Raw genomic sequence first — 19,279 nt, 5'->3', positions numbered from 1 at the left:
GAATGCTGCACGAGGCCCGGTTTGTGGTTCTCGGGCTTCACCTCCCAGAGCTCCTTGAGGCCAATGCCGAATTTTTGCGGCTCGCGATCCTTCGAGAGATCGAACTTGGCGATCAATTGCTTGGCGAGCGATCCGCGCACGCCTTCGCCGATCAGCACGTATTTGCCGTGCAGTTCCATGCCGCGGGTGTAGTTCGGGCCCGGCTCGCCGTTCTTCTCGATGCCCATGTTGCCGGTGGCAACACCGATGACGGCGCCCTCGTCGTTATAGAGCACTTCGGTTGCGGCAAAACCCGGATAGATCTCGACGCCGAGTTCCTCAGCCTTTGTCGCCAGCCAGCGACAGACATTGCCGAGCGAGACGATGTAGTTGCCGTGGTTGTTCATCAGCGGCGGCATCATAAAGTTCGGCAGGCGAACGGAGCCGGCCGGGCCGAGCACCAGGAAGTGGTCGGCCGTCACTTCAGTCTTGAAGGGATGCCCCTCATCCTCGCGCCAGCCGGGCAACAGCCGGTCGATCCCAATAGGATCGACGACGGCGCCCGAAAGGATATGCGCACCAACCTCGGCACCTTTTTCCAGCACGACGACCGAGAGCTTCGGATTGACCTGTTTCAGCCGGATCGCCGCCGAAAGGCCCGCCGGCCCGGCGCCGACGATCACCACGTCGAATTCCATCGCCTCGCGTTCGGGGAGTTCCGTGTCCATCGACGCCGTACCTTTCCGTCAGAGCGCCTTCTGCAGTTCCGGCAGGGCTTCGAACAGGTCGGCGACCAGCCCGTAGTCGGCCACCTGGAAGATCGGTGCCTCCTCGTCCTTGTTGATGGCGACGATGACCTTCGAGTCCTTCATGCCGGCGAGATGCTGGATCGCACCCGAGATGCCGCAGGCGATGTAGAGATCAGGAGCGACGACCTTGCCGGTCTGACCGACCTGCCAGTCGTTCGGCGCGTAGCCGGCGTCGACCGCCGCGCGCGAAGCGCCGACGGCCGCACCCAGCTTGTCGGCAACGGGTAGGATGACTTCCTTGAACTTCTCGGCCGAGCCGAGGGCGCGGCCGCCGGAGATGATCACCCGGGCCGAGGTCAGTTCCGGGCGGTCGGAAGCCGACAGTGCGTCGTTGACGAAAGTCGACAAAGCGGATGAAAGAGCTGCCGTCGAGATTTCCTCAACGGCAGCAGTGGGGCCTTGGGAGGCCGGAGAAAAGGAGGCGGTGCGCACGGTGATGACCTTCCTGGCGTCGGTCGATTGCACCGTCTGGATGGCATTGCCGGCATAGATCGGCCGCTTGAAGGTGTCGGCGGAGACGACCTCGATGATTTCCGAGACCTGCGCGACGTCGAGCAGGGCAGCGACGCGCGGCATGACGTTCTTGCCGGTCGAGGTGGCGGCCGCGACGATCGCGTCGTAGCTTGCGGCCAGCGAGACGATCAGATCGGCGAGCGGCTCGGCCAGATTGTTGGCGAGCGCATCGCTTTCGGCGAGCAATACCCTGGAAACACCTGAGAGTTTGGCAGCCGCGTCGGCGGCAGGCTTGGCGCCCTTGCCGGCGACGAGGATGGTAACATCGCCGCCGATTTGGGTAGCGGCGGTCAACGCCTTGGCGGTCTGGTCGGAAAGGCTTTGATTGTCGTGGTCAGCCAGAAGAAGAATGGCCATGGTCGTAATTCCTTTCTCGAACCTTAGAGGACGCCGGCTTCGGTCTTGAGCTTCTCGACGAGCTCGGCGACCGACTTCACCTTGACGCCGGCCTTGCGGCCCGACGGCTCTTCGGTCTTCAGGACCTTGAGGCGCGGCTCGGTAGAGACGCCGAAATCGGCAGGAACCTTCTTGTCGAGCGGCTTCTTCTTGGCCTTCATGATGTTCGGCAGCGAGGCGTAGCGCGGTTCGTTGAGGCGCAGGTCCGTGGTGACGACGGCCGGCAGCTTGACTTCGATCGTCTGCAGGCCGCCATCGACTTCGCGGGTCACGGTCGCCTTGCCCTCACCGATCTCGATCTTCGAGGCGAAGGTCGCCTGCGAAATGCGCAGCAGTGCCGCCAGCATCTGGCCGGTCTGGTTGGAGTCGTCATCGATCGCCTGCTTGCCGACGATGATCAGCCCCGGCTGCTCGGCTTCGACGACGCCCTTGAGGATTTTGGCGACGGCGAGCGGCTCGACCTGATCGTCGGTCTCGACCAGGATCGCCCGGTCGGCGCCCATGGCAAGCGCGGTGCGCAAAGTTTCTTCCGCCTTGGCCGGACCGATCGACACGGCGACGACTTCCTCGGCCTTGCCGGCCTCCCTCAGCCGCAGCGCTTCCTCGACCGAGATCTCGTCGAACGGGTTCATCGACATCTTCACGTTCGAAAGCTCCACACCCGTGCCATCAGGCTTCACACGGATCTTCACGTTGTAATCAACCAGTCGTTTGACGGGAACAAGCACTCTCATCGATATTTTCCTTTGACCGGTCACGCCGCCGGATTCGTTGCATTCGCCAATGCGGCCGCGGCCCTTCGCTCGTCGAGGACCCGCCTGGTATAGGCCTTGATGCCACCATCCCTCATCATTTTCAGTGCCTCCGGCGACAGAGGGGGGAGGCGTGTCTCATATCCGCTGGTGATATTCTTGAAATAGCCGCCGGTGAGGTCGATCTCTATCACGTCGCCCTCGGTGACATGCTTGTCGATATCGGTGGAGGTGAGCACCGGCAGGCCGAAATTGATGCCGTTGCGCATGAAAAGCCGGCTGAAACTCGGTGCAATCACCGCGCCGATGCCGAATTCCTTCATGGCTGCTGCGGCTTCCTCTCGGCTCGATCCACATCCGAAATTGGCGCCTGCGACGATGACATCGCCACTCCTTGCCTTCTTCGCAAAGTCGGCGTCGATGCCGTCCATCAGATGGCTCGCCATCTCGCCGGGTTCGTAGGTGGGGCGAAAATACGCTTTGGGGAAGATCAGATCGGTGTTGATATTGCTACCGAACGTCCAAGCGTTTCCCTTGATCTTCATTTATTTTCTCCGGATGACGCGAATTCTTTTGGTGAGACGACATAGCCGGCAATGGCGGATGCGGCGACGGTGGCGGGCGATGCCACGATCAGGCTCGAATCCGGGCTCCCCATGCGGCCGCGGAAATTGCGGCTGGCACTGGTGATGCCGACCTCTCCTGCCGCCATCATGCCCTGATGGCATCCCGAGCAAGGGCCGCAACCGGGGACGCCGATGACGGCGCCGGCTTCGACCATCGTCTGGATCAGCCCTTCCTTGACAGCCTGGGCGTAGACAGCCGCTGAGCCTGGATTGACCATCATGCGCAAATGCGGCGCAATCTTCTTGTTCTTCATGATCCGTGCAGCGATACGGAAATCCTCGATCCGGCCGCCGGTGCAGGTGCCGAAGATCGCCTCGTCGATACGAATGTCTGACGCTTCGCTGGCGTCGACGACATGGCTGAGATCGTGGGGCAAAGCGACAAGCGGTTCGATGTCGGAGACATCCAGTTCGATGATGTTTGCGTAGTCCTTGTCGGAATCGGTCGTGGCTACCTGCCACTTCGCCGGATCCGATCGTCCCTTGAGGAAGTCAAAGGTCACTTCGTCGGGCTGTATGTAACCGGCCTTGCCGCCGAAATCGATGACCAGATTGGTGAGCACAAGGCGCTCATCCATGCCAAGCTCGGAAACCACCGGCCCGGCGAATTCGACACCCTGATAAACAGCGGCGTCTTCCCCGTAGAGTTGCGCGATGCGTAGGATGATATCCTTGGCAGTCACGAAGGGCTTCAGCTTGCCATGGAGATCGAACCGGACGACCTCCGGTACGCGTACCCAATTGTATCCCAGCGCCAACCCGGACGCGATGTCGGAATGGCCGAGGCCCGTCGAGACGCAGCCAACGGCTCCGTTCGTCACCGTGTGGGAATCCGTGCCGAAGATGAGGGCGCCGGGATAGGCATAGCCTTTTTCCGGAAACAGGACATGTCCGATGCCTTCGCCGGCATGGAATTTCGATATGCCTTCGGCGTTGAGCCAGGCGCGTGTCGCCTTTTGCGCTTCCGCGTCCTGCGGTCTGATCGCCGGGTAATGGTGATCGAAGACGACGACGATGCGATTCGGATCGAAAACGCGATCGGCGCCCATTTCCTTGAGAAGGGCGCGCGCTCGTGCGGCGCCGCGGTCATTCAGCATGATGTAGTCGGGAGTCACATTGACGATTTCGCCGACCTCGACGCTTGCGACACCGGCGTGTGCCGCAATGATTTTTGCCAAAGCATGCATGGCTAATTCTCCGTCCAAGGACAGTTCGGGGTAGCTGCCCTAATTTCATATTGTGAAATCGCATTTCACATGGCTTGCACGTTACAGCGAAATTGGAAATACTGTCAACGACCAAACAGTCAGAAAGAGGAGTGGTCCTGATGAACTCACCAGCAGATTTTCGCCAGCCAGGCGTATTGGGTGGCGGTATGAAAGAAAGCGAGCCAGCAGCGGTGCGGCTGCGAAAGCTGATGAATCAAACCGAACGCGTGGTGCCGGTACTGCATCCGCCAAGTGCGGCAGTTGCACGCATCATGGAGTGGACCGGCTGCGAGATAGGGTTCGTAGGGACGGGCAGTGTTGTCGGCAGTTATACCGGTCTTGCGGATGTCGGGACTCTGACGATGATGGAATGCGTAACGGTTGCCGGATGGATTGCCCAATCCGTCAAATTCCCTATCATCATGGATGGAGATACCGGCCATGGCGGAATAATGGCGGTGCGCCGCATGGTCCGGGAATGCATTCGAGCTGGTATTGCCGGCATTCGAATCGACGATCAGCCGCTCGAAGGCAAGCGCCGGACCGGTGACGCGGGCGTAGAAGTCGTGCCGTTGGATCAGGCTATCGCGCGTTACAGGGCGGCTGTGGATATGAAGAACGAGTTGGATCCCAACTTCGTCATAATGGCGCAATGCTATGCGCGCGACGCCGTTGGTTCAGACCTCGATTCCACCATCGCCCGCCTTCGTGCCTACAGGGAAGAGGCCGGGGTCGATTGGGTGCAGCTTGAATCTCCCCATTCAACCGATGAGATCCGGCTCGCCCGGGCCGCGTTCAAAGGACCGTTTTCCTTCATGAAGGGAAAATTGCCGCGCTATCTCTCGTTTGAGGAACATCTCGAGCTGGGCGTCAACCTCGCATGGCTTCCGGGCTTCACCCATCATGTCATGTGGGCCGCAGTCTGGGACTTCATGCACGACTTCCAAAAGCACGGCATTGCCGCTTACGAGGCGTTTCAGGAAACGCGAAAGGACAATCCCTATCCCGTTCCGTTCGTGGGGCCAGACGGGGAAGGGGCAGCCCTTCAGCAATTGCTCGAAGAGCGCTACTTCGGTGAAGCAGCGTCTGCCAAATACAAATCCTGAAAAGCAAAAGGGCGGCTCAAAGCCGCCCTCCTTACATCGAATAGCTATTTACTCTTCAGGGCGAAGCTTGCAGCTTCTCGACCGGCCAAACGTCCGAAGACGGCGCCCGCCATTAAGCCGGTGCTACCCGGATAGTTGAAATAATAGAGTCCACCGACCAGTTCGCCAGCCGCGAAAAGCCCTGGAAGTGGTTCGTCTTCGATGTCGAGGACGTGTGCGTCGGTGTCGATTTTCAGCCCGCCGAAGGTAAAGGTGATGCCGCAGCCGACCGAATAGGCTTCGAACGGGCCTTGTTCGATCGTATTTGCCCAATTCGATTTGTTGACGGCGAGCCCGACGGTGGATCTGCCATCCTTGCTGTTCGGATCGAAGGCAACATCCTTCTTGATAGCCGCGTTATAGTCGCGGACCGTCTGAAGGAAGTTGTGGTAGTCCACGTCTCCCATCTTGTCGACAAGCTCCTCGAGCGTATCGGCCTTGACTTTGGTCGCTCCGCGCATCTTGTATTCGTCGCGCAGGAGATGAGCAACCTGCGCATCGAAGACTTGCCAGGCGTAGCTGCCCGGCTGCTGCAGGACGACGCGCCCATACTTGGCATAGGTGTAGTTGCGGAAGTCGGCACCTTCGTCGAGGAAGCGCTTGCCTTCCGAATTGACCATGATGCTGTACGGATAGCTGTGCCGGTATCCGGCGGTATGCTGTCCGTCGACGTCGCCGTAGTCGTTGGCGTATCGCTCCCAGGCAACGGAGTGACAGCCCGACCACTGGCCGTAGGACTGAGCGCCGGCGTCAAGCGCCATCTGAATCCCGTCGCCGGTATTGTACCGGGTTCCGCGAACCTTGGCGAGTTCCCAGCCTGGACCGAGATAACGGCTGCGCCATTCGCGATTGGCTTCAAAGCCGCCTGAGGCAAGGACCACTGCACGGCCGAAGATTTCGTATTCCTCACCACCCGAAGCGACACGGACCCCACGAATACCGCTCTTGTCGCGGATCAGCGACTTTGCACGAGCGCCGTAGCGCACTTCGACGCCATGTTTTTGACATGCCTTGTATTCGGCTTCCACGAGACCGGCACCGCCACCGTTCGCGTAGATGACAACGCCGCCGAAGAACTTGAAGCGGCCATTGTGATTGAACGCCTGGCGGCCATAATTCGGAACGAATTTGACGCCTCTGCCCATGAGCCAGTGAACGGTATCGGTACTGTTCTTAACGATGATCTCCGCAAGGTCTGGATCGATATAGTATTGTGTGATGCGGCCAAGGTCGTCGAGGTAGTTCTCGGCCGTATATTCGCCGAAATCGGTTCTTGCGATGTCCTCTTCGCTCAGATCGGGCACGATTTTCTTGATATCCGCCGCGCCGTGGTGGACCATTCTGAACCCACCGCCTGTGAATGCAGAGTTGCCTCCGCGCTTGTGCTCTGGGGCCCTTTCGAGGACCAGCACTTTGGCTCCCCCTTCCGCAGCCGACAAGGCCGCCGTCAGGGCCGCGTTCCCGCCGCCGACGACGATCACATCATAGGCATTTGTTTCCATCGCGTGGATATCCTCCGAATTCATTGATGAGCAAAGTGACGATCAGCCGATCGTTGTCTCTAAAATTACGTAAGAAAAAGTACGTGTCAATATATGTGAAATATGATTTCACAATATGAAATCAATATGTGGCAACCATTTGCTCGAAAATTTGATGGTGCTTTGACAGTCGCGATAATTTAATATGCTATTTCATATAGTGAAATGGAGCGTCCTTGATGACAATCACAAATGACCAGCAGCCCCGCAAAAAGGGACGCAAGCCCAAGAATCAGGCGGCAGAGGGTGAAGCAAAGACGAGTTCCTATTCGATTGCGGTCCTCGATCGCGCCGTTGGCATCCTGAATACCCTGTCGTCTTCGGACGGACCCCTAGGGCTGGCCGATATTGCGAAGTCGACGGGATTGCCCAAACCTACGGTCTTCCGGATTCTGGCCGTTCTCAACGAACACGATTTCGTCGAAACCGACCCTGACACCAATGGATACAGCCTAGGCTTCACCTTGGTAAGGCTTGCAGATGTCCGGCGAAGGCAGAGTAATATGCACACCGTGGCGATTCCGGTCATGCGGCAAATCCGCAATGCGCTGGGGGAGACCATTGTCCTCTCCGTTAGATCAGGCGATAGCCGCGTGCACATCGATTCTCTCGAGGGCACACACGCCATGCGGCGAATGGCAGATCTTGGCCTGCATGCACCGCTTTATGCCGGCGCATCGAGCAAAATCCTTTTGGCAGGGATGACAGATGAGGAACTGGATGAATATCTGACGCGTGTCGATCGCGTACAGATCCAGGAAAACACGATCACGAACGCCGATGAGCTGCGCAAGGAAGTGGCCGTTATCCGCGAGCGCGGCTACGCCGAAAGCCGGGGGGAGTTCGTGACGGGCGGAGGCGCGATCGCAGTCCCTATCAAGGACTATCAGGGGCGCACGGTTGCCGCTTTGGATGTCCTCACGCCTCAGCCAAGATACACGGCGGAACATCGCAAGAAGTGCATCGAAACCATGCTGGCGGGCGGTTTGCAGATATCCGAAAGGCTCGGCTACCGCAAAGGTACCGACAAAAAGTCCAGCTGATGCAGTGAGTTAAGCTGGGCGCGATCCAACTTGCCCTGCAGTTGGGATGGCTGCTGCATCTTCGATGCGGCAGCCATTTCTCATTGTGCCCTAGGAAGTTTCTCCGACCGGAAGAAAGCGTTTGACAAATCCGCGCGGGCAACGCCAATATATGAAATCGTATTTCACAATGTGAAATATAATAACACGTCTCTGGGAGGAAGGCATGTGCATCAAGGCGAATCATGGACCGTTTCTGCGAAGCCTCGTTTTGGGAGCGCTTCTGTCGGCTGGCTGTCTTGCAGGACAATTGGTTCCGGCAGCAGCTCAGGAAACATTGCCTGAAAAATTTGCCGACGATCCCGTCGCCAAAGCCGTCGGACCGGAAATCTTCAATGCGGCTTTGAAGGAAGGAAAAGTCGTCTGGTATGGTGCTACGACGACATCGGACTTCATCAAGGCTGGCGGTGCCGATCTTTTCAAGAAGCGTTTCGGGATCGAAGTCGAGCTGGTCAACGGCCGCCTGCGGAACCTGACGGACCGTCTGTCTACGGAAAGCGCGGTCGGCAAGACAGAGGGGGACGTCTTCCTCGGCAACGACGAATACATGATCGAGCTGCAGCGTAACGGTATTCTCGAGAAATGGCGTCCGCCGGCGCCGGAGCTTGCCAATATCAATGCGGACGCATTCGTTCAGGACCCGCCCGATTATTGGTTTCCGGTGCAGATCAGCGCTCAGGGCCTGCTCATCAATACCGACCTCGTCAAGGACGGCGAGATCAAGTCCTACAAGGATCTCCTCGATCCCAAATGGCAGGGCAAGGTGGTGATGCGGGATCCCCGCTCGCTGGACGGCGGCGGCGCACAGATGGCGGCGATCTACAATGATCCAGCGCTCGGTCTCGACTATATCAAGAAGTTCGCGGAAGTAACGAAACCGGTCATCATCCAGGGCGGCACGAGCGCGACGAAGGATGGGGTCATCCGGGGTCAGTTTGCCGTCGGCTTCTCGGGACGCGGCGAGTTCATGCTGAACCTGCCGCCGGGCACGCCGATGAAATTTCTTGTTCCGACCGAAGGGCTGGCCTGGACGCCGTCGTCCATTGCGCTTCTGGCAGGCGGGCCGCATCCCAATGCGGCGAAGGTTCTGGAAACATGGTTCTACGAGCTTCCGCAGCTGAAGCTGTGGGCCTCGGTCGCACGCGGGGTTCCGCATCCCAATGTCGATGCACCCATTCCCGAGATGAGCGTCACGAAGAACAAGCTGATGAAGCCCATTCCCGACAAGATGCTGGCCGATCTCAATCCGTTCTTCGACCAGATGGAGCAGGTGTTCGGCATTCGCTGACGTCCTGAGGTAACGCGACGGGACCGCCAAAGCTCTGGGGCGGGCCCGTCTCTCTCGCACATTTTGGAAGGGGATGCAGGATGTCCGGTATCGAAGTCAGGCAACTGATGAAGCAGTTTGGTGCGTTCGTCGCCGTGCACCAGGTCGACCTTGAGGCAAAACCGGGCGAAATGCTGACATTGCTGGGGCCGAGCGGCTGCGGCAAGACGACGACACTTCGGATGATCGCCGGATTGGAGGAGCCGTCTGCCGGCACTATCCGCACAAGTTCGCGGACGATCTTCGATTCGTCCAGCAAGACCAACGTGCCGATCGAAAATCGCGGGCTCGGTATGGTTTTCCAGTCCTATGCGATCTGGCCGCATATGACCGTTGCCGAAAATGTTGCCTTCCCCCTCAAGATGAGAGGCGTCTCGAAGGAGGAAAGCCGGGATCTCGTGGGCGAGGTGCTGAAGATGGTGGGGCTCGACGGATTGGAATCGAAGCCCGCGACCCGGCTTTCCGGCGGGCAGCAGCAGCGTATCGCCTTCGCAAGGGCACTCGTTTTCAAACCCGATCTGCTGCTTCTCGACGAGCCGCTTTCGAATCTTGACGCCAAGCTGCGCGAGCAGATGCGCTTCGAGTTGAAGATGATGAAGCGCAATCTGAATCTGACGTCGATCTACGTGACACATGACCAGGAAGAAGCGTTGACGCTGTCGGACCGGATTGTCGTCATGAACCGTGGACGTGTCGAACAGGTCGGCACGCCTGTTGAGATCTACGACCGGCCGGCCACCCGCTTTGTCGCCGAGTTTATCGGCAAGGCAAACATGATCGAGATCCGGACATCCGTTGAGCGTCGAGGCGGGGATGCGGCGATCGACCTGCCGACCTTCGACGGGGCGGTCCGCGTGGTGGTGCCCGCCGGTGGTATCCGCACCAGCAATGCGGACGACGCTTCCCAAGCCGGCACTCAAGGTCATTTTTTCATTCGTCCGGAGAAGATCAGTCTCAATCGCGACAGGGAAGCCGATGGCCGCGTCTGGGTCGCAGGCCGGATCAAGGATAAGGCCTATGTCGGAGACCGGCACGATATTCTGGTGGATATCAACGACACGCTGACCGTTCGCGTGAGCGCCCCCGCCGATGCTGGATGGGCGCTCGGCGACAAGGCGTATCTCGGCTTTGCCGAACGTGATCTCGCCCTTTACATGTGAGGATCGATGGCCTTGTACGACACCGATGACGGGGTTCCGTCAACACATGTTCCCGATCGCACGACGCCCGGCCGCCGGCCGAAGACCGCGCTTATTCACCGTCTCGGTATCCGGCCGTCGCTGCTTGTATATCTCCTTGCGCTGCTGCTGGTGGTCATCATTCTCTATCCACTGGCGGTGCTGATTGCGTCCAGCTTCTTCACCGGACAGCCTGGGCGTTGGGGCACCCTGACGCTTAACGGCTATTCGGTCCTGCTGCAGGCAGGCGAACTATTGCCGATTCTGATGAACAGCATCATCTTCGCGGTTTCGCGCCTCGCAGTGGGCCTTGTCTTCGCGTTGCTTTTCGCCTGGGCGGTGGCGCGCACCGACGTGCCCTTCGCCGGCTTGATGACCTGGCTGATACCGGTGCCGTTTTTCATTCCGGATCTGCTCACCGGCATCTCCTGGCTGATGCTCGGCAATCCCCAGAACGGCCTGATCAACCAGTGGGCCCAGGAGATCTTTGGCATCAAGGGAAATATCATCAATCTCTATGGCTGGACCGGACTGATCTTCCATTCCTCCCTGAGCACGATCGCGTTCATCTTTCTCATGCTCGTCGGCTTCTTCAAGTCGATGGATGCGTCTTTTGAGGAGGCGGCGATCACGCTCGGTGCCAACAAATACAAGACCGCTCTTGTCATCACCTTGCCGATGCTGGCGCCAGCGATCATCGGGGTATCGATCCTGGTCTTCGTACAAGGGCTCGAGTCCTTCGAAAATCCCCTGCTGTTTGGCAACCCGGGTGGCGTCTACGTCTTCTCGAACGAAATCTACCGAATGCTGAACTACCGGCATCCGCCGCAATACAATGCCGCGACGGCGCTCTCGGTTGTGATCATCGCCATCATGCTGGCCCTGCTCTTCATCCAGCGGCGGATCATCGCAGACAAGCAATATACGGTCATAACGGGCAAGGGCTATCGGCCGGCCGTGCTTCGTCTGCCGAACGTGGCGCGCTGGTCGATCTTTGCCGTCTTCGTCATCTATTTTGTTCTGGCGGTCGTAGCACCAGTCTTGCAGATCGTCATCAGTTCATTCTTCCCCGTCTTCGGCTTCTACAAGCTCGACCAGGTCACGCTGGCGAACTGGGTGACGCTCTGGCAGGACGACAGGGCAATCCGCGGGCTGAAGAATACGATGATCTATTCCGGCGCGTCCGGTTTGATCGTGGTGATCATCGGGGGGCTTGTCGGCTATATTCGGACACGGTCGCGCCACCGGCTCGGCCCATGGCTCGAAATGCTCGCATGGGCGCCGTGGACACTGCCGGGGGTCGTCCTCGGGCTGGCGCTGCTCTGGGCCTGGGCCCTGCCGCCCGCTCCCTTCAACCTATATGGCACCGCCAGTGTCATCATGATCGGTTTCGTGATGAAAGGCTTGCCGCTCGGTACCTCGACGATGCAGAGCGCCATTGGGCAGATCAGCAACGAGCTCGAAGAATCCTCGCGCGTGCATGGCGGCAGCTGGCTGAAAACCGTTTTCTATATCCTCAGCCCCCTGCTGCGCCGCGGTGCGATCGCCACCTTCATCATCGTCTTTGCCATCTCGGCAAGAGATCTGACCATTCCGCTGCTGCTCTACCGTAATGGCACGGAAACACTGACCGTAGCGCTGCTGCGTTACTATGAAGAAGGCATCATGGGCACATTGGCGGCCATGGCCGTCGTCCAGCTGGCAATCGTCACGACACTTCTGGCGCTCGAGCGCATCATCCGCGGACCGACGACCTGACGCGTGGCTTTTCGCATGGCGCCGGACTTCGAAGGCGGCCGGCAAATATGGAGTTGACAGGGAAGATGGCACGACAGTAAATTCCTATTGTGAAATAGTATTTCATATTGTGAAATATACGGACGATTACGGGCTTGGCGGCACAGCAACACCACGCGACGCCGGCGAAGACGGAAGGCGCTAGTCCTGACGGCGCTGCGGGAGGATCGATGGACGGCGGCACAACTGAATCAAGGCTCTACGAAGTGCTTGCGGATGCTTTCAAGCGCGAGGGCACCGACGTGCTTTTCACCCTGATGGGCGACGGCAACATGCATTGGGCGACTGCGCTGTCCCATCTGCCGGGCGTCCGCACCGTCCATGTCAGGCACGAGCACTGTGCCGTGGCGATGGCAATCGGCTATCACAGCGCGACGGGCAAGCCTGGCGTTGCTTCAACCACCTGCGGGCCGGGTCTTACGCAGATCACCACGGCGCTTGCCTCCGCTGTGCACGGCCATGTGCCGCTCGTCATATTTTCAGGGGAATCGCCGATCAATGCCGCCTGGCACAATCAGATGATTGACCAGGGTCCGGTCGTCACGGCATCCGGCGCGACCTATATCCGTGCCCACAGCCTCCGTCGAATGCCCGACTATGTGCGGGAGGCATTCTTTATCGCGCGAAGCGAGCGCACGCCGGTTGTGATCGGTGTGCCCTATGACCTGCAACAGAACCGGACGGCAGGGCTCGGCGCATACACGACGTCGCATGCGCTGCTTCCAGCCATGCTTCCGGTCGAGCCGGATCCCGGAATCCTCGATGAATTTGCGGAACGGCTGCGGCTTGCCGAGCGGCCGGTGATCCTGGCGGGCAGGGGAGCTCTTCCCGACGCGACGCGCGACCGCCTTCTGGAGCTTGCTGAGCTCTCCGGTGCCCTGCTGGCCACAACATTGCCGGCGCGGGGCCTCTTTGATGAAAGCGCCTATTCGCTCGGCGTCAGCGGTGGCTTCGCGACCCCGGTCGCAACCGCGCTGATGAACGATGCGGACATGGTGCTGGCTTTCGGTGCAAGGCTGACCCATCACACGATGGATGGAGGCTCCCTTTATCCGAATGCCTTCATTGCCCAGGTGGATGAGGCGCCCCAGGGCCTGGTGCAGGGACATGCGGCTGCGAACGCCTATCTGCGGGCCGATGCCAGACGGGCGGCGGATGCGCTTGTTGCAAAAATGCGGACCAAAGGACGCGCTACGCCGGGGTTCAGGACGCCTGAAGTCATTGGACGGCTGAAGCATCTCTTTGGCGATAATGCCGAATTCGAAATCGAGCGCGGCACCGTGGATCCGCGCACATTGGTTGCCGCCCTTGACCGGGTGATTCCCAAGGACTGGGACATCGTCAGCGGCTCGGGGCACTCGTCCTATTTCTATACTCACATGCGGAATCGCCGGCCGACCAGCTTCCATGTGATCCGCGAGTTCGGGGCGATCGGCAACGGCATTTCCATCGCGACAGGCATTGCCGCGACGACGGGCAACGGAAAAGTCGTCCTCCTGGAAGGTGATGGCAGCCTGATCATGCATATCCAGGAATTGGAGACGATCCGGCGGCATCGTATCCGCCTTTTGATCTGCGCTCTCAACGACGGGGCGTATGGCGCGGAAATCCACAAATTGAAGGCGGACGGTGTGGACGAAAGCGGTGCGGTGTTCGGGCGTCCGGATTTTGGCGCTATCGGACGCGGTTTCGGTCTCAGGGGCAACCGGATCGACGACCTTCTGATGCTTGACGAGCATTTTGCCGCTTACGAGGCGCAGGACACCGCGGAGATCTGGGATTTCCCGGTGTCGCGGAACGTCGTGTCGCCGAGGATGCGCAACTTCAATGCGCGCAAGAAACACTAACGGGGCGACGCGAAAAATGCCTGCCGCAACCGATGACGAACCTAGGCGTGATGCGGTGTTCCGTTTTGGGCGCCCGAACCGAATGCTGATGACGGGAGGCTGATTTGGCCGGATATCCAAAAATACTGCATACCGAAGAAGCGATGCGCGACGGCCTGCAGATCGAGAACGCATCGATATCGGTCGCGGACAAGATCCGCCTGCTGGACGCGCTGTCTGAGACGGGATTGCAGGAAATCGCGGTCGGTTCCTTCGCCAGCCCGAAATGGACGCCGCAGATGGCCGCGATCGATGATGTCATTCGTGGCTTCACGCCGCGCCCGGGTATTCGCTACACCTATTCTGCCTACAACAAGCAGGGTTTCGAGCGAGCCAGATCGTTCACGCCGCCGCTGTCGCCGCGAGTCCGCGAAACCCAGCTCAGTTATTCCATGTGCGATGTGTTCCTGCGGCGCAATGTCAATCGAACACAGGAGCAGGATATTGCGGGCTGGCCGGAAAAGGTGCAGAGGGCAATCGACGATGGCGTGACAGATGGCGGTGTGCATCTGACGGCAGCTTTCGGCTCCAACTGGACGGGCGAATTCACGCTCGATCAGCGGATGCGCGAACTGGACAGGATGCATTCGCTTTGGACTGCTGCCGGTATTCCGGTGACGCGGGTCAGTTTCTCGGACGCCATGAGCTGGTGCATGCCGCATGAAGTCGAGCGCCAGTTGGTCGCCGTAAAAGAGCGCTGGCCAGAGATCAAGGACTTCAATCTGCATCTGCACAATGGCCGCGGGATGGCAATGCCGTCGATCTATGCCGCGCTTCGCATCCTCGGTAGCAGCGATAGCCTGCGGCTGCAGACTTCGATCGGTGGCATGGCCGGCTGTCCCTATTGCGGCAACGGCCGCGCGGCGATGATGGCGGCGACCGAAGATCTGATGCACATGCTTGAGGAGATGGGCATCTACACCGGGGTCGATTTGCGAAAGCTCATCGAAGCCGTGTGGCTGGCGGAAGAGATCGTCGGTCATTCGCTGTACGGCTTCGTTTCCAAATGTGGACCGCGGCCGCGTTACGACGCGCTTTACCCGATGGATATGCCTCGGGTGGAAAGCCTGGAGGAAGCCAGGCATTTCATCCGCGGACCGGCCGCTTACGATGGCGCTCCATCGCCCTGGAAGACGCCCATCCGGAGCTATCAACGCGCCGAAGCAAGTACGGTCGACGAGCCGCCTGAAGCCGGTGCGGACATCCAACTCCGGAGCAAATCATGACGGAAACGCCGCAGAAATTTAGGCAGAAACTGCCTTTGACAGGCATTCGCGTGCTGGAACTCACCCATATCGTGGCGGGACCAAGCGCCGGCCTGATGCTCGCCGATCTCGGCGCCGACGTCATCAAGATCGAACATCCCGATATTGGCGACACCGCCCGCAACCAAGCCAACCAGGGTGCCGGCTTCCTGTCATTCAACCGCAACAAGCGCAGCGTGGCGGTCAATCTGCGGGAGCCGAAGGGCAAGGAGATCTTCGAAAAGCTGGTGCTGACCGCGGATGTGGTGCTGAACAACTACGTGCCGGGCGCACTTGATCGGCTCGGTCTTGGATACGAATGGGCGAAGTCGGTCAATCCGCGGGTGATCTACTGTTCGGTCAAAGGTTTCCTGCCTGGCCCCAACTGGGGCCGCCCGCTTCTTGACGAGCTGGCGCAAATGGAGGGGGGACTGGCCTATCTGACCGGCAGCAAGGGACGCCCGCTGCGCGCGGGCGCCTCGATCACCGACATCGGGGCTGCGACCTATGCCGTGGTCGGCATCCTCGCTGCACTGCATAAGCGCCATGCGACGGGCGAAGGCGAAAATATCGAGGCTGGCCTCTTCGAGACCATCGTCTTCTGGCTCAGCCAGCATCTTGCCAAGGCACAGATCAGTGGTGAGGATCCGCCGCCGCGCGGCGAAGGCAAGAGCAGCGGCATGGGCAAGATGATGGGCTGGGCCGTCTATCAGCTGTTTTCCACCAGCGACGACCACCAGGTCTTTATCGCCGTCACCAGTGACCGGCATTGGCAGTCGCTTTGCGATGTGCTCGGATTTTCCGACTGGCGCGATCTGCCGGAATTTTCCAGCAACAAGAAGCGGTCGGCGCGACGGGCAGAGATTGCCGAGCGGATACAGGCCGCAGTAGAAACGATGCCCTTCGACACGATCACCAGCGTTCTCGAAAAAGCAAACGTCCCCTTTGCGGCGGTCAATACGCCGATGACGCTGATGGACCATCGGCATCTCGAGGAAGGCAAGCGCTGGATCGCGGTCGAAGGTGCCGGCGTGAATATCCGCGTGCCGAAGATGCCGGTGCATTTCGACGGCATCGATTTCACTCTCGACCGTCAGCCACCAACGCTTGGCGAACATAGCGACGAACTGCTTCGAGAGCTTGGTTATGAGACGGCCGAAATCGAGGCACTGAAGCAATCCCGGACGGTGCTCAAATCATCCGAGATGCTGAACGTCGAACGCAAGCCATGACGAAACGCCGCAGCCGGGAAAATCCCGCAGAGAGAAAGTCGAAGAAAATGGGCATGACGATAGCCGAAAAGATACTGGCCCGGGCTGCGGGCAAGGAGAGCGTCGCCGCGGGCGAATATGTCGACTGCAAGGTCGATGGTGTGGTGGCATTGCAAGGCTTTGTGGAAACCCACAATAACGCCGTTGCGGCTGGACTGCCGAACGGCCTGCCAAAGATCTGGAATCCGGCCAAGTTCTTCATGATGGTGGAGCATCATCAGCCCGCCGCCAATCTGAAAATTGCGCTTCGCGGGGTGAAACTGCGCGAGCTCGCCGACCGCTATCGGATCCAGAACTTTTACGACACGACTTGCGGGATCGCGCACCAGATGATGGTGGACAAAGGTCATGCGCTGCCCGGTCAGCTGGTGATCGGATGCGATTCTCACACGGTAATGTCCGGCGCGCTGAATTGCGCCAGCACCGGTATCGGTGAAACGGACCTCGCCTATGCCGCCACTTTCGGGGAACTTTGGTTCCGGGTGCCGGAAACGATCAAGGTCGAACTGACCGGCACCATGCCCAGCTGGCTGACCGGCAAGGACATCATGCTATATCTCGCCGGCAAATATGGCGAGGACTTCGCGCTCTACAAGTCGATCGAATTTGTCGGCGAAACGGTCAAGCAGCTTTCCATGGATAACCGCTTCACCATGGCGGATCATGGAATCGAGGTGGGCGCGAAATTTGCGCTTTTTGAGATCGACGACGTGGCCAAGGCCTTCCTCGACAAGACTGCGAAGCAACCCTACACGCCGGTCTTTGCCGACGAGAACGCCAGGTATTGCGACCATATCGTTGTCGACGTCACCAATATGCCGCCGCAGATTGCTGCTCCGCACAGCTTCTCGAATGTCTTGCCGATCAATGACCTGACCGGCATTCGTATCGATCAGGCCTGCGTCGGTTCCTGTGCGAACGGCCGCTTCGAAGATATCGAGATCGCTGCGAAGATATTGAAGGGAAGGCAGGTGAGCCGCGGCGTACGGCTCTTGGTCTCGCCGGCTTCCTGGGAAATCTACAAGCAATGTCTGGACGCGGGTATTCCGCAGGTCGTCATCGAGGCCGGTGGACAATTTCTCAGCCCGGGTTGCGGCGTCTGCGGCAGCAAGGGCGCCTATCTGGCGCCCGGAGAAGTCTGCATCACCGCCACCACGCGTAATTACGCCGGACGGATGGGGAGCTCCGATGCCTCGATCTATCTCGGCAGTCCCGCGACCGTCACATGGTCGGCGGTCATGGGCGGGGTCGCCGACCCCCGCGATGTCTTAAACTGAGGAAATGCGATGCTGAAGACAATGAAGGGCCGCGTCGTGCGGCTGGCATTCAACGACGTCAATACCGACATCATCGCGCCGGGCGAATACCGGCTGCAGGTGGCCGACAACGACCATCAGCTGACTGCGCTGAGACCTCATGTCTTCCGGGCGATCCGGCCCGGCCTCGATGCTTTCGTCAAGCCTGGCGACATCTTCGTCGTCGGCAAGAATTTCGGAGCGGGTTCGCATCGCGAGCCGGCCGTGCAGATATTCAATGTCTGGGGCGTTCAGGCGATCATCGCTGAATCGGCGGCGCGCATCTGGTTCCGCAACGCTATTGCCGCCGGTCTGCCGGTGTTCGAACTGGCTGACGCCACCAGGCTCTTCGACGAAGGCGACGAAGCCGAGATCGATACGACGCACTGGAAGGTCCGTAATGTCGGCAAGAGCACCAGCCACGACGTTGCGAGCTTTCCGCCGACCGTCGAGCGTATTCTCGACGCGGGCGGTATCCTGCCGTTACTCAAACAGAGAGTGGATGAGCAGTTCACGCCGAAGATCGGCCTGGAGGAATAGCGGTCTAAAAAATGCAGCCTTCCCTTTCGTTGAAAGGCTGCATGATCGTTGCAAACTGGCCCTGCCGGCATCCCGGCAGGGCCTTTTTCTATTGCAGCCACCACGGCAGGCCGAAATATCCCGGCAGCAGGCCTTCGGGATACCGAAGGTAAAGCAGATAGGCCAACAGCCAGAGCACAAGCACTGTTGCAGCGCCAAGTGCGATACCCCTGCCATAAGGCCGCCCACATTCCTTCCAGATCATCGAGACGACAAGAACAGCTGCGGCGATGGTAAAGCCGAAGAACCAGATCATCGCCACGAAGAGGGCGATCCAGCCGAGATAAACGAACTTGCCTGGCTGCCCTTCGTAGAGGTGGCGCTCCGAATACTCGAGATCCGCAAGTATGCCGCTGGAACTGGAAACCATGATCTGGCGAATGAAAACCAGGAGGAGAAGGGCGAGCGTGACGAACCCCACCGTCGTCGGAAAGAGTTTCGTCAGATAGGCCGAGGCCGAGATAGAATAGATGCCCCTTCCTAGCGCGCCGATCAGTGCGCCTGTGAAAAGTAACTGGGGGAGGCGATTGACAGGGCGAGATGTCTCACCGTCGTTTGCCGGCGTGTTCGGCCTGTTGCGGACTGCACTCCAGACGCTAGCGGCAACGGAGGCAACAACGAGGGCTGCAATGACCATGGCCTGGGGCCGCT

At 59.4% G+C, this 19,279-nt stretch carries 17 protein-coding genes; 10 read left to right on the top strand and 7 right to left on the bottom strand.

Annotation, left to right across the window (positions count from 1 at the left end; translation table 11 throughout):
- The 5 genes from ACPYOJ_RS29315 to ACPYOJ_RS29295 form a co-directional block, all read right to left on the bottom strand.
- Positions 1–707: NAD(P)/FAD-dependent oxidoreductase (locus ACPYOJ_RS29315; RefSeq protein WP_481419380.1), on the bottom strand; the 707-nt coding region annotated here is incomplete at its 3' end.
- 18 nt (positions 708–725) lie between these two features.
- Positions 726–1,658 carry an electron transfer flavoprotein subunit alpha/FixB family protein gene (locus ACPYOJ_RS29310; RefSeq protein ID WP_481419379.1) on the bottom strand — a complete coding sequence of 311 codons (933 nt, stop codon included), beginning with the start codon at positions 1,656–1,658 and terminating at the stop codon, positions 726–728.
- A gap of 23 nt (positions 1,659–1,681) precedes the next feature.
- Entirely contained in the window at positions 1,682–2,431 is a 750-nt protein-coding gene (locus ACPYOJ_RS29305) for an electron transfer flavoprotein subunit beta/FixA family protein (RefSeq protein ID WP_481419378.1), read from the bottom strand.
- 20 nt (positions 2,432–2,451) lie between these two features.
- Positions 2,452–2,994 (bottom strand): LeuD/DmdB family oxidoreductase small subunit, encoded by a 543-nt coding sequence (locus ACPYOJ_RS29300; protein WP_481419377.1) that lies wholly within the window; start codon positions 2,992–2,994, stop codon positions 2,452–2,454.
- A complete protein-coding gene (locus ACPYOJ_RS29295) occupies positions 2,991–4,262 on the bottom strand; it encodes a 3-isopropylmalate dehydratase large subunit (protein WP_481419376.1) in 1,272 nt (423 codons plus the stop codon). The genes ACPYOJ_RS29300 and ACPYOJ_RS29295 overlap by 4 nt, the downstream gene beginning before the upstream one ends.
- Before the next feature lie 140 nt (positions 4,263–4,402).
- Between ACPYOJ_RS29295 and ACPYOJ_RS29290 the strand changes: the two genes are divergently transcribed.
- Entirely contained in the window at positions 4,403–5,389 is a 987-nt protein-coding gene (locus ACPYOJ_RS29290) for an isocitrate lyase/PEP mutase family protein (RefSeq protein ID WP_481419381.1), read from the top strand.
- Positions 5,390–5,433: 44 nt separating this feature from the next.
- On the opposite strand, the gene tcuA is transcribed toward ACPYOJ_RS29290, so the two are convergent.
- Positions 5,434–6,930 carry an FAD-dependent tricarballylate dehydrogenase TcuA gene (tcuA, locus tag ACPYOJ_RS29285; protein ID WP_481419375.1) on the bottom strand — a complete coding sequence of 499 codons (1,497 nt, stop codon included), beginning with the start codon at positions 6,928–6,930 and terminating at the stop codon, positions 5,434–5,436.
- Between the two features lie 218 nt (positions 6,931–7,148).
- On the opposite strand from tcuA, the gene ACPYOJ_RS29280 reads away from it, so the two are divergent.
- The 9 genes from ACPYOJ_RS29280 to ACPYOJ_RS29240 all read left to right on the top strand — a co-directional run bounded on the left by ACPYOJ_RS29280 (position 7,149) and on the right by ACPYOJ_RS29240 (position 18,589).
- Entirely contained in the window at positions 7,149–8,012 is an 864-nt protein-coding gene (locus ACPYOJ_RS29280) for an IclR family transcriptional regulator (RefSeq protein WP_481419374.1), read from the top strand.
- 205 nt (positions 8,013–8,217) lie between these two features.
- Entirely contained in the window at positions 8,218–9,339 is a 1,122-nt protein-coding gene (locus ACPYOJ_RS29275) for an ABC transporter substrate-binding protein (protein WP_481419373.1), read from the top strand.
- An 80-nt stretch (positions 9,340–9,419) separates the two neighbouring features.
- On the top strand, positions 9,420–10,538 hold the full coding sequence (locus ACPYOJ_RS29270) for an ABC transporter ATP-binding protein (RefSeq protein WP_481419372.1): 1,119 nt from the start codon (positions 9,420–9,422) through the stop codon (positions 10,536–10,538).
- A 12-nt stretch (positions 10,539–10,550) separates the two neighbouring features.
- On the top strand, positions 10,551–12,314 hold the full coding sequence (locus tag ACPYOJ_RS29265; RefSeq protein WP_481419371.1) for an ABC transporter permease: 1,764 nt from the start codon (positions 10,551–10,553) through the stop codon (positions 12,312–12,314).
- A 209-nt stretch (positions 12,315–12,523) separates the two neighbouring features.
- Positions 12,524–14,200, top strand: a complete 1,677-nt coding sequence (locus ACPYOJ_RS29260; RefSeq protein WP_481419370.1) for a thiamine pyrophosphate-binding protein — start codon at positions 12,524–12,526, stop codon at positions 14,198–14,200.
- A 104-nt stretch (positions 14,201–14,304) separates the two neighbouring features.
- Positions 14,305–15,465 carry a beta/alpha barrel domain-containing protein gene (locus tag ACPYOJ_RS29255; protein ID WP_481419369.1) on the top strand — a complete coding sequence of 387 codons (1,161 nt, stop codon included), beginning with the start codon at positions 14,305–14,307 and terminating at the stop codon, positions 15,463–15,465.
- Positions 15,462–16,715: a CaiB/BaiF CoA transferase family protein gene (locus ACPYOJ_RS29250; RefSeq protein WP_481419368.1), complete on the top strand. Its 1,254-nt coding sequence runs from the start codon at positions 15,462–15,464 to the stop codon at positions 16,713–16,715. Before ACPYOJ_RS29255 ends, ACPYOJ_RS29250 begins: the two co-directional genes overlap by 4 nt.
- Positions 16,716–16,768: 53 nt before the next feature.
- Entirely contained in the window at positions 16,769–18,031 is a 1,263-nt protein-coding gene (locus ACPYOJ_RS29245) for an aconitase/3-isopropylmalate dehydratase large subunit family protein (protein WP_481419367.1), read from the top strand.
- A gap of 9 nt (positions 18,032–18,040) precedes the next feature.
- A complete protein-coding gene (locus tag ACPYOJ_RS29240) occupies positions 18,041–18,589 on the top strand; it encodes a LeuD/DmdB family oxidoreductase small subunit (RefSeq protein ID WP_481419366.1) in 549 nt (182 codons plus the stop codon).
- 88 nt (positions 18,590–18,677) lie between these two features.
- Here the strand turns inward: ACPYOJ_RS29240 and ACPYOJ_RS29235 are convergent.
- Positions 18,678–19,279, bottom strand: a 602-nt coding sequence (locus ACPYOJ_RS29235) for a hypothetical protein (protein ID WP_481419365.1), incomplete at its 5' end; no start/stop codon positions are given.

Source organism: Rhizobium sp. SVR5-9E (assembly GCF_056755095.1).
This window is presented reverse-complemented; position numbering and strand designations above follow the sequence as displayed.